The following is a 12,709-nucleotide window of genomic DNA, read 5'->3' as shown; positions in this document are numbered from 1 at the left end:
GTGTGCTCCTTATTGGCTTTTAAGATAAATAGCAGGGTTAGTACGGCAAACTAGCCATGCAGGATAAAGCCCGGCTACTATGCAGGTTGTAATAGCGATAACAGGTGCACTGAGTAACATAGTGATATCCATTGTGGCGATTGATGAATAGTAATCATAGCTTTGACGAACAGCCCACAAACCTAATTGCGCAAGTACGATACCGACTAGGCCGCCAAAACATCCAAGCATAGCCACTTCAACAAGGTGTTGTAAAAACACTTGTCGTTTACTGGCGCCTAGTGCTCGGCGCACACCTACCTCCGGTGCCCGACGCAAAAACTTAGCTAACAATAAACCAAGAATATTGGCTAAACACACTGCTAAAAACATAAAACTTAAGCCGACCAATATTTTATTGTCTTCACTAACGACATTGTTGTATTGCATCCATTGGTTAACATCACGTAGCTTATATTCGGGTTTTTCTCGGGCAAAGCGGCCACGCTTTTTTTGCTCTTGAATGTAAGAATTAAGATAATTTTCGTAGTTTGCTTTTTGCTCCGCGTTATCTAGTTGCGCCCAAAATTGGATCCAAACTATTTCCGATTGCATTCTATCGGCGTAGCTATTGATATTCTCATGTTTCCAACCGTTGCTGTTGCCCCAACTAGTTAGCTCTTTGGTTTTGACTAAGCTAAATGGTAAAAATAATTCTTCAGGTTCATTAAATGCACCATTATTTAAATCATAATACTTAAGGTTAAGTGACCAGTCAGCGATCACACCAACAACTTCGTAGCTGTAATCATCTAAGTAGATCAATTGGCCAATTGAGTTGTTTCCTGCAAACAGTTTATCGTTGAGTTCTTTTGAAATCACCACCACAGGGGCGGCAGATTGCTCTTGTTGTTCACTCCATTCACCGCCGTAAATAAACGATACATTAAACATATTAAAAAAATTAGGCGTAGTCATCCGTGCATTACTGGTAAACGGCTTTACTTTGTCTGAATCTAGATACACTGAGAATCCAGTACGCATCATCGCGACCTTTTTTCAGGAACCGGCGCATTCTGTAAATTGACTGCATCTTGATAAGTCAGTTGCATAGGAAGGTTATCCTCGGTCCACCACGTATGGCCTTCATCCATGGTTTGTAATTGCACAGCATAAAGTTGACTACTTTTTTCGGGAATAGGATCCGCCGACATCATATGATAAACGCTTAAGCTGGTCATGGTTACACCAATCCCAATAGCAATGGCTAGCACCATTAACATGCTTACCAGTGGTGTGCGCTTAAAACTACGCCAACTTAAATCGAGGTAATGTAATAGCATAAGTTACGCTCCAGCCACATTTTTTAGGTTTTGCGCGCCTTGATACAAGGTAAAGTCGGCAAGTTGACCATCAACCACTTGAATATTACGAGGTGCTCTGCGGGCAAGTTCTGGGTCATGAGTCACCATAATGATGGTCGCGCCGTCACGGTTAATTTGCTCCAGCAATTCCATCACTTGACGTGCCATTAAGCTGTCTAGGTTACCTGTTGGTTCATCGGCTAATAAAAAGCGCGGCTCACCGGCGAGGGCGCGGGCAATCGCTACCCGTTGCTGTTGACCACCTGATAACTGCTGCGGCAAATGTTTAGCGCGTGAAGCTAGACCTACTTGTTCTAAGCACTGTTCAATACGACGTTTACGCTCGCTTGCTTTAATACCTCGGTAGCGCAGTGGCACTTCAATGTTTTCATACAAATTTAAATCAGGGATCAGGTTGAAGCCTTGGAAAATAAAACCAATTTTTTGATTGCGACAATCCGCCCGTTGATTGTCGTTCAGTTTGCCAACATCAATACCATCGAGCAGATATTCACCACTGCTAAAAGGTTCTAACATGCCTGCGATATTTAAAAAGGTGGTTTTCCCGGAGCCACTAGGGCCAGTTACTGCAATAAACTCACCTTCATCTACGTGCAAATTAAAGTCGCGTAGTGCATGGGTTTGCACCATTTCTGTTTGATACAGTTTACTAATATTGTTCATTTTAAGCATGAGTTGATCCTTGTAATATGTTTGTTCTTATCTCAGTAATAATGTTGGCGCTTGTTTAAAGTTATCGTAACTGGAGATGATCAGCTGATCGCCTGAGCTAACACCTTGTAGCAATTCTATTGCGTTGATGCTGCTTGCCCCGGTTGTGATATTTACCAGTTGTGCGGTGTCGCCGATAACTTTGTAAACCTGCGTACCACCTTGCTGCATAAACGCACCGCGTTTGATTTGTAAAACGTCATCACGATTTTCTAATAAAATGCGCGCTGTTAATCGCTGGTTTTGGCGAATGCCTTTTAGCTCTTCGTCAAAGCGTACTCGAGTAGTTACTTCACGATTGTTAACTTCCGGCGAAATTGCCGACAACACACCAGTCACTTTTTTTGCCCCGAGTGTGAGCTCAACTTCCATTCCTAAACCGAGTTCGTTGGCGTAACTTTCAGGTACTTGCAGTTGTGCTTCAAAATTACTTAAATCAACCAGCGTCATTAACGGCTGACTTTGGGTAACGGCTTCTTTTTGTTGTACAAGCAGGTTACCAACAATGCCGGTGACGCTGGCTTTAATAGTTAAGTTTCTGACTTGACGATTTAAATCATCAACGATCAGTTGTTGGCGAGCGAGATCGCGCTCTGCAGCTTTGAGTTCAAATGCGAGTGTATCTTTAGCAAGTTCAACTTCTTGTTGAGCGTGTTTGTAAGAAAGCTTGGCTCGGGCAAGATCATCAACTGCTTTTTCTAAATCAATTTGGCTGATCAAGTTTTTTTCGATAGAAAGCTTAGCACGGCGATTTTCCCTGTCTGCTGCATTGAGCTCTACTTGGGCGAGATCAAGCGTTTTGGTTAAGCTTAACTTTTGTCGGCGTGCTTCTAAGTGCTTACGTTGTAATTCACCATCAAGGCGGGCTAACACCGATTGTTGCTGTTTTAGTTCATTATTGAGTTCTGGGCTATCGACTAAAGCAATAATGTCATCTTTATTTACTTTATCACCGGCTTTAACTTGTAAATCCACATATCCACGTTCTGGGCTATAAACCTTGGGAGCATTTGCAGCAACAATTTTACCGCTGGCGGCTACATCACGTACTAAACGACTAATATTAACGGTAGCAATCTGTAAAGAAGCCCGCTCAACAGAAATACTGCCTTGATTGTTACCCATAAATGCTTGTGCACATAAAGCAAGTACAGCAAGTGATAGCGCCAGTACTATTAATGGTTTTTTGTAACTACGTCTTTGCGTAATACTTACATCTTGTCCGCTGGTATCTTTTATCATGAGTGATCCTTAGCTATGTCTATTCTCGCAGTAAGTGATCATCAAGCTCACTACTAAGACAGTGATTGGTGAAACTAAAAATAAACTGAGAATAAACATAAGTTGTGTCCTGTAATTATCTTTTAATGTTTATTCGAATATCATGCCACTATTTAATGTCATGATTTTAATGAAATAATTATTTATTTTTAAATTATTTGGTGTCCGCGGACATAAATTGTGTCCGCTGCGGACACTTTACTATGGCGGCTAAGAAGCTGCCGCAGGCGTCAACAGGGTGAGCAAGCTAAAAACTTACTAACTAGCGTAAATTATGCAAAATGTGACTGTTGTGATGATAATTATGCATTAATTAGTGGCTTTAAATTTACCCATAAAAAGACACTGGAAAGAGTATTTACTCTAATGTGCACTGTGGTATCGACCTTGAACGACAGCAAAGAGATTCAATAAAAAAGAAAGCATTTATTTTCGCTACATAACTCAGTGAATATTTATTCATTTTTACTCTGGTTTACGTTAACGTAAACTGCAGGTTTGTAGAGCGGTTATTTTACAACTTGTTAAATATGACACCAGTGTCATAAAAAAATAACGGGTAAAATATCGCTAAATGTTAAAAATAGGCATGAAATAAAAAGATTGTGTTGTGGTGAGAAATATTCAAGAATGTGAATATGTATTCAAGGCGCTATTGACTCAATGTACAATTGGCGATAGTTTTGACTGTCTGCTAGCAAACCGTCGAGAAGGTCATTCATAGCTAGCTGTTGTAGCAAGGGAGGGGTCTATGTTATACGACTCAAAATTAGAAAAAGATAATTGTGGCTTTGGCTTAATAGCCCAAGTTAATGGTCAGGCAAGTCATCGTTTAATTCGAACAGCGATCACTGGCTTAGACCGTATGGAACACCGTGGTGGTATTTCTGCCGATGGTAAAACAGGCGATGGCTGTGGCTTATTATTACAAAAGCCAGATAGCTTTTTTCGTGCTATTGCCGCTGAAAAAATTGGCACTTGGGTAAAAATTATGCCGTTGGCATGATTTTCCTAAACTCAGATCCAGTACTTGCGCAAGCTGCAAAAGATATATTGAGTGAAGAACTCGAAAAAGAAACCCTCAATATTCAAGGTTGGCGAATTGTGCCAACAGATGAATCATGTTTAGGGCCAATTGCAATAAAGCAGTTACCTAAATTTGAACAGATTTTTGTTAATGCACCAGAAGGCTGGCGCCCAAAAGATTTAGAGCGTCGTTTATACGTTGCGCGCCGTCGTGCTGAAAAGCGTTTAAGCGAAGATGAAGGCTTTTACATTGCCAGCTTGTCAGGGTTAGTAACTATCTACAAAGGCTTAATGATGCCGGTGGATTTGCCTAACTTCTATTTAGATTTAGCTGATATCCGCATGACCAGCGCAATTTGTGTATTTCACCAACGTTTTTCAACTAATACACAACCGCGTTGGCCTTTGGCTCAGCCGTTCCGCTATTTAGCGCACAATGGTGAAATCAACACCATACAAGGTAACCGCCAGTGGGCTCGTGCTCGTTCATATAAGTTTGCATCGCCGCTTATTCCAGATTTGCAATCAGCAGCACCATTTGTCAATGAAACCGGCTCAGATTCATCAAGCCTAGATAATATGCTTGAGTTGTTTTTAGCTGGTGGTATGGATTTATTCCGTGCTATGCGAATGCTAGTGCCACCTGCATGGCAGAAAAACCGTGCGATGGATGATGACTTACGTGCATTTTACGACTTTAACTCTATGCACATGGAACCATGGGATGGCCCTGCTGGTATTGTGATGTCTGATGGGCGTTTTGCAGCGTGTAACTTGGACCGTAATGGTCTGCGTCCTGCACGTTATGTGATCACTCAAGATGGCTTTATTACCCTAGCTTCTGAAGTGGGTATTTGGGATTACACTGCGGATGAAGTGGTTGAGAAAGGCCGCGTTGGCCCTGGTGAGCTATTAGTTATTGATACTCAGTTAGGTAAAATTTGGCACTCAGACGAAATTGATCGCGATCTTAAATCTCGCCATCCATATAAAGCATGGCTTGAGGCCAATGTTAAGCGCTTAACGCCGTTTGAGCAGCTATCAGAGCAAGATGCGGGCAACCGTTCATTTGATGATGAAACATTACTGAAATATCAAAAAATGTTTGGTTACACCAATGAAGAACTTGATAGCGTTATTCGCGTAATGGGTGAAATTGGTCAAGAAGCAACGGGTTCTATGGGGGATGACACGCCATTTGCAGTGCTTTCTGAAGGTAACCGTTCATTGTTTGATTACTTCCGTCAAAAGTTTGCGCAAGTAACTAACCCGCCAATCGATCCACTGCGTGAAAACCATGTAATGTCGCTGGCGACCTGTATCGGTAGTGAGCAAAACGTGTTTAACGAGACCACCGGCCACGCTAAGCGCCTACAGTTTGATACGCCAATCCTAATGTATGCAGACATGCAACAATTATTGAGCGCTGATCAGGCTCATTACAGCTATTGCAAAATCGATATCACCTACAGCAAAGAAGAAGGCCTTGGTGATGCAGTAATCCGTATTTGTGACGAAGCGCAAGAAAAAGCAGCTGGTGGCTGTGTCATGTTGTTTTTAAGTGACCGTAATTTTGATGAGAATAAGTTACCAATTCCTGCCGCTATGGCTGTTGGAGCGGTACAAAAGCGTTTAGTTGATAACAATTTACGTTGTGAATCAAATATCATCATTGAAACAGGTAGTGTCCGTGACGCGCATCAATTTGCGGTATTAATTGGTTTTGGTGCAACGGCAATTTACCCGTACTTAGCATATGAATCACTGGTTGCGATGAGCGACTCTAAAGTGATCAACAAGAGCTATTGCCAAGTTACGCTTGCTTATCGTAATGCAATCAACAAAGGCTTGTACAAGATCATGTCAAAAATGGGCATTAGTACCGTGGCATCGTATCGTTGTTCAATGTTGTTTGAAGCAGTTGGTTTGTCGGATGCAATTGTTGATACCTGTTTTAATGGTGTGGCAAGTCGCATTAAAGGCGCGTGTTTTACTGATTTTGATGATGACCAACGCAAGTTACATACTTTGGCATTAAGTAAACGTAAATTACTCAGCCATGGCGGCTTATTAAAGTATGTGCATGACGGCGAGTATCACGCGTACAACCCAGATGTTATTCAAACGCTACAAAAAGCGGTGCGCTCAGGTGAATATTCTGATTACAGCGTATACGCAGATCTTGTTAATAAGCGCCCAATTGCCACATTACGTGACATGCTTGCACTGAAACTGCCAGCAGAAGGGATCAGTATTGATGATGTTGAGCCAGCAACTGAGCTATATAAGCGTTTTGACTCGGCGGCAATGAGTATCGGTGCATTATCGCCAGAGGCGCATGAAGCGCTTGCAATTGCGATGAACCGCTTAGGTGGCTGTTCAAATTCAGGTGAAGGCGGCGAAGACAAACTACGCTATGGTACCGAGAAAAACTCTCGTATCAAGCAAGTTGCATCAGGTCGTTTTGGGGTAACACCGCATTATTTACGCAGTGCTGACGTTATTCAAATTAAAGTAGCGCAAGGTGCAAAACCAGGTGAAGGCGGGCAATTGCCGGGCGAAAAAGTAACCCCGTATATTGCTAAGCTTCGTTACTCGGTACCAGGGGTGACCTTAATTTCGCCACCACCGCATCACGATATTTATTCGATTGAAGATTTAGCTCAGCTTATTTTCGATTTAAAACAAGTAAACCCTAAAGCGTTGATCTCAGTAAAACTAGTATCAGAGCCAGGTGTGGGCACAATCGCCACTGGTGTTGCTAAAGCATATGCTGATTTAATTACTATTTCAGGCTATGACGGCGGTACTGGCGCAAGCCCGCTAACGTCGGTTAAATATGCGGGTAGCCCGTGGGAGCTTGGTCTTGCTGAAACACAACAAGCGCTGGTTGAAAACGGTTTACGTCATCGTATTCGTTTGCAAACTGATGGTGGTTTAAAAACCGGCCTTGATATCATCAAAGCAGCTATTTTAGGTGCAGAGAGCTTTGGTTTTGGTACGGGTCCTATGGTTGCGCTTGGTTGTAAGTATCTGCGTATTTGCCACCTAAATAACTGTGCAACCGGTGTAGCAACGCAAGACGAAACATTGCGTCAAAAACATTTCCATGGCCTACCAGAAATGGCGATGAACTACTTTAAGTTTATTGCTCAAGAAGCCCGTGAAATTATGGCAAGCCTAGGGGTTGCCAAACTAACAGAACTTAATCGGTCGTCTTGATTTACTCGAAGCGATTGAAGGTAAAACGGCAAAGCAGCAAAAAATTGACTTATCGTCAGTGATTGCACAGCCGAATAACCCAACTGGTGAAACCTTATACTGCAGCGCACCTAATACGTCACATTATTTAGGTAAGTTGAATGAAACCTTACTTGCTAAAGCTCAACAAGCAATTGATGAGAGCAGCGGTATTTCACTGGTCAGCCGTATTTGTAACACTGACCGTTCAGTGGGCGCGATGTTATCGGGTTATATAGCCGATAAGCATGGCAATCAAGGCATGGCAGCTGATCCTGTCTCGATTGAGTTACACGGAACCGCTGGTCAATCATTTGGTGTATGGAATGCTGGTGGCCTAGAAATGACCCTAGTCGGCGATGCTAACGATTACGTAGGCAAAGGCATGGCGGGCGGTAAGCTGGTTATTCGCCCACCACTGGGTTCGTCATTTGAAAGTCACAAAGCGACCATCGCAGGTAATACCTGTTTATATGGTGCAACGGGTGGCAAGCTGTTTGCTGCAGGTTGTGCGGGAGAGCGTTTTGCGGTTCGTAACTCAGGCGTGCAAGCGGTTGTTGAAGGCGTAGGTGATAATGGCTGTGAGTACATGACCGGTGGCGTAGTTTGCGTGTTGGGCAATGTAGGCGTGAACTTTGGTGCAGGTATGACCGGTGGCTTTGCCTATATTTTGGATGAGCGTAATGACTTTGAAAAACGCATTAATCCAGAGCTAGTCGAAGTGGTGCTGTTAGATGAGCTAGCGTCACACCAAGAGCATTTGCGTGGTCTAATTGCTGAGCATTTAGAACTAACAGGCTCAAGCCGTGCAGAAACTATTTTAGCCAGTTTTGAAACGTATTTACCAAAATTCAAACTAGTTAAGCCAAAATCAAGTGATGTGAAAAGTTTACTCGGGCATCGCGCTCGTAGTAGTGCTGAACTTCGTGTTCAAGCACAGTAAGGGGGTAGTATGAGCGAGAATGTATATCAATTTATAGACGTGCAGCGGGTTGATCCCCGCAAAAAGCCAATTTCGTCACGTAAAAAATCATTTGTTGAAATTTACGAACCCTTTTCAGAGAAGCAAGTAAACTCACAAGCGGACCGCTGCCTAGATTGTGGTAACCCGTATTGTGAATGGAAATGCCCAGTGCATAACTATATCCCACAGTGGTTAAAGTTAATTCGTACTGGCCGTATTCTTGAAGCTGCGGAGCTATCACACCGCACAAATAGTTTACCAGAAGTGTGTGGCCGGGTGTGCCCGCAAGATCGTTTGTGTGAAGGTTCATGTACATTAGACGAAGAGTTTGGTGCAGTAACAATCGGTAATATTGAAAAATATATTACTGATACTGCATTTAAAATGGGCTGGAAGCCTGATATGTCGTACGTGGTATGGACCGATAAAAAAGTAGCTATCATCGGTGCCGGCCCTGCAGGCCTAGGTTGCGCTGATATTCTAGTGCGTAATGGTGTAAAACCAGTGGTATTTGACCGTCACCCAGAAATTGGTGGCTTGTTAACCTTTGGTATTCCATCGTTTAAGCTTGAAAAAGAAGTCATGCAAAAACGTCGTGAGATTTTCACTGAAATGGGTGTTGAGTTTAAACTTAACACCGAAGTAGGCGTTGATATCACGATGGATGAAATATTGGCAGAATACGACGCAGTATTTTTGGGAGTGGGGACTTATCAAAGTATGCGTGCAGGCCTTGAAAACGAAGATGCACCAGGCGTACATGATGCATTACCGTTCTTAATAGGCAATACCAACCGCGTTATGGGCTATGACGAGTCTAATCAAGCATATATCGATATGGCAAACCAAAAGGTAGTGGTACTAGGTGGCGGTGATACCGCGATGGACTGTGTACGTACATCAATTCGCCAAGGTGCTACGCAAGTTACCTGTGCTTATCGTCGTGATGAAGAAAACATGCCAGGTTCAAGACGTGAAGTGAAAAACGCCAAAGAAGAGGGCGTTGAATTTACTTTTAACGTGCAACCAACCGGTATCGTACTAAACGACAACGGCCATGTTGCAGGCGTACAAATGGTAAAAACCCAAATGGGTGAACCAGATGAAAAAGGCCGCAGCCGCGCAGAAGTAGTACCTGACTCAGAACATGTGATTGAAGCCGACCAAGTAATAATGGCATTTGGTTTCAAACCACACAAAATGGACTGGTTAGAAAAGTATGATGTAGAAATTAACCACTGGGGCGGCATTAACGCACCAGAGCAAGGTGAATTTACCCATCAAACAACTAACCCTAAAATCTTTGCTGGCGGCGATATAGTGCGCGGCTCAGATTTAGTAGTCACCGCAATCTTTGAAGGGCGTAACGCCGTTGAAGGGATCATGGACTATTTGAAAGTGTAAACCTTACAGACATAAAGATGTAAAGAGCAAGCCAAATGGCTTGCTTTTTTTATGGCTAAAAATAGTTTCCACTATTCTTGTTTGCTTATTATAAATAGTAGTTAGGACACAGCTATTTTGTCTTTTTTATGTCGTTAATACGTGTAAAATTGCGGCTCACAAATGATGATTATACAAAGCATATATTTGTCATCGATCAAAAGCTCAAAATTAGAATAAAAACAATGCATCAATTATTTATTATTTTTTTAATCACAGTACTTTCAGTTTCTTACCAGTCTAAAGCGAATACCCTTGAAATATCAGAATTTGACCGCTTCGTGCAAAATGTGGAACAACAAAAAAAGAAAACAGATTTAGTTATCCAAGGTGAGGCGCTTTTAGCTGAGCGATTAACCGACAATCAGCGTGCATACGTTTTACACAAAGTGGCCCTAATGAATAATAAATTAGGAAAATTTGATGAAGTAGAACGGGATTTAGATAAATTAGAAACGTTATTGAAAGATTATGATAGTAACGAGTACCGAGGCAAGTTGTATATCACTAGAGGCGATTTAGCAATTAATTTAGGGCAGTTTAACTCCGCCCAAGGTCACTTTAAAAAAGCGATAATCATGTTTGAACTGACAAACGATTATCGCATGCTCAGCCATGCACTTCGTTTTTACTCATTTGCTCTTAGATCCAGTGGTCAAATTAGCGAGGCATTAATCGCTGTGGGTAAAGCCAAAGATGCTGCAAAGCTGGCTAAAAACACGCCAGTGACTATGGCCGCTTATAATGCTGAAGCTGGAATTTATAATTATTTAAAACTGCCAGAAAAGGCATTAAAACTACAGTTGGAATTTTTAGCGTATGTGACAGCGGAAGCTGAGGACCCAAGTACGTGGTATGCCCAGTTACATTACGGTATTGGCGATAGTTATGCGCAGTTAAAAGAGCACGAAAAGAGCTTAAATGCCTATAAGAAAGCGTATCAATACGACATAGCTGCTGAAATGGTTAATTATGCTGGGCATGATTTAGTGCAAATAAGTCGTCAGCTAATGGCTTTAAAACGTTATGACGAAGTACCGAGCTATTTGCAACAAGCTTTGGATTTATTTACACAGTTGAATAACACACGAAATATTACTTGGGTTAAGGGCAACCAAGCTGAGTTGCAGTTATTGCAGCAACAGTATGCAACTGCTGCAACCTTATTTAAAGGCGTAATTGATAGCTTGGATGCCGTGGAAAATAAAACGTTACACCAAGATTTCTCCTTCTTGTACGCAAAAGCTTTACTTGGCAAAAAAGACTATCAACAAGCAGTCGAAATTCTTGAGAATATACAAGCAACTGAATCCAGCCATGAAGTACAGATGATGACACTGAATTTATTATCTCAAGCTTATAGCGAGCTTGGTAAGTTTGCGGATGCTTTTGCGCTGAAACAACGCACTTATACTATGTTAGAAGAGCAACTTATACAGGATGCTAAATCAAAAGCATTAGGCTATGCAGCTCAAACGCAATATCAAACTACAAAAATCGAACTTGCTGAAATTAAAAACCAACAAGCGATCAATAAAATTAAAAATCAACAATACTTATTAATTAGTGGAACCATAGCACTATTATTGATGATAGGAATGGTTACTACCTATATTTTATATAGGCAGAAAAAGAAGATGAGCCAGCAAGAAGCTCTAGTGCTAAATAATTCGATACAACTTAAAGAGCAATTATTAGCCGATGTGTCACATGAATTAAGGACCCCATTAACTGTTTTAAAATTGAATATAGAATCTTTAGAGCATAACTTAGTTGAAAACCCTGATGCGACCTACAAAATTTTGCACCAAAGATTAGATAGTTTGAATCAGCTGATCACAGATATTTACGAGCTTGCGCAGTCTGACTGCGGTGGCTTAGCGTTACAGATCAAAGAGCATAATATTTATGAGCTCGTTAATAGCTTTACAAATGATATAGCAGCGCTTGCAACTACAGCGGGCTTGCAATTTACTCAGCAAGTGAACATCGATGAAGAGCGGACTATAGAGCTTGATAGTTACAGATTAAATCAAGTAATTCATAATCTTGCTCGTAATACAGTAAATTATACTGATCTGCCAGGTAATGTTTTGTTTGCAGCACAAATCGACAATAACTATTTAAAATTATCTTTAAGTGATTCAAGTCCTGGTGTTGCTGAGACAGATTTAGGTAATATCTTTGATCGGCTATATCGATGCGATAAATCAAGAAGCCGAGACTTAGGAGGCTCAGGACTAGGTTTGGCCATTAGTCAGAAGATTATTTCTCTACATGGCGGAACAATTAATGCTCAAGCAAGTGAATTAGGTGGCCTTACAATCACAATTCTACTGCCACTCAAAAACAACTAATTATTATAAATGATAGTGATTATCCATATTTCCTCCATATTGTTGAGCTTTAATAGTGTTATTAAAGTTCAACACCAAATGGTATTTGGTGTAAATATAAAAAAGGATAAGGCACAAAAATATGTCTTTTTCACAAGATGTATCACCACAGCTCAGTTTTATAGAACTGACAAGCCCATGCGATCGTGATTTACTTTCAGAGATTTCAAGTTGCGATGATATACCAGAAATTTTGGCTATGTTATTACTTGATGAAACATTATCATCTACTTTGAAGGTTTCAATAAAAAAACAATTAGAAATGTTACAACAACAATAAGCAG

The 12,709-nt window shown here is 41.4% G+C and carries 5 protein-coding genes and 2 pseudogenes; 4 read left to right on the top strand and 3 right to left on the bottom strand.

From position 1 onward, the window contains the following. Window positions 1–9: 9 nt before the first annotated feature. The 3 genes and pseudogenes from P4S61_RS01095 to P4S61_RS01085 form a co-directional block, all read right to left on the bottom strand. Window positions 10–1,322: pseudogene (locus P4S61_RS01095) on the bottom strand (ABC transporter permease). Window positions 1,323–1,325: 3 nt separating this feature from the next. Further along, window positions 1,326–2,036 carry an ABC transporter ATP-binding protein gene (locus P4S61_RS01090; protein ID WP_145242138.1) on the bottom strand — a complete coding sequence of 237 codons (711 nt, stop codon included), beginning with the start codon at window positions 2,034–2,036 and terminating at the stop codon, window positions 1,326–1,328. A gap of 27 nt (window positions 2,037–2,063) precedes the next feature. Continuing rightward, window positions 2,064–3,317: an efflux RND transporter periplasmic adaptor subunit gene (locus tag P4S61_RS01085; protein ID WP_145242136.1), complete on the bottom strand. Its 1,254-nt coding sequence runs from the start codon at window positions 3,315–3,317 to the stop codon at window positions 2,064–2,066. Window positions 3,318–4,107: 790 nt separating this feature from the next. Between P4S61_RS01085 and gltB the strand changes: the two are divergent. The 4 genes and pseudogenes from gltB to P4S61_RS01065 all read left to right on the top strand — a co-directional run bounded on the left by gltB (window position 4,108) and on the right by P4S61_RS01065 (window position 12,705). Beyond that, window positions 4,108–8,565, top strand: a pseudogene (gene gltB / locus P4S61_RS01080) (glutamate synthase large subunit). Between the two features lie 9 nt (window positions 8,566–8,574). Continuing rightward, window positions 8,575–9,990, top strand: a complete 1,416-nt coding sequence (locus P4S61_RS01075; protein WP_337117640.1) for an FAD-dependent oxidoreductase — start codon at window positions 8,575–8,577, stop codon at window positions 9,988–9,990. Window positions 9,991–10,214: 224 nt separating this feature from the next. Beyond that, window positions 10,215–12,386 (top strand): ATP-binding protein, encoded by a 2,172-nt coding sequence (locus tag P4S61_RS01070; protein WP_337117639.1) that lies wholly within the window; start codon window positions 10,215–10,217, stop codon window positions 12,384–12,386. A gap of 121 nt (window positions 12,387–12,507) precedes the next feature. After that, entirely contained in the window at window positions 12,508–12,705 is a 198-nt protein-coding gene (locus tag P4S61_RS01065) for a hypothetical protein (RefSeq protein ID WP_337117638.1), read from the top strand. Window positions 12,706–12,709 lie beyond the last annotated feature (4 nt).

Source organism: Pseudoalteromonas sp. B160 (genome assembly GCF_037162485.1).
In the GTDB taxonomy this organism is placed as follows: Bacteria; Pseudomonadota; Gammaproteobacteria; order Enterobacterales; family Alteromonadaceae; genus Pseudoalteromonas; species Pseudoalteromonas rhizosphaerae.
The sequence above is the reverse complement of the archived record's forward strand: the minus strand, read 5'-3'. Positions and strand labels throughout refer to the sequence as shown.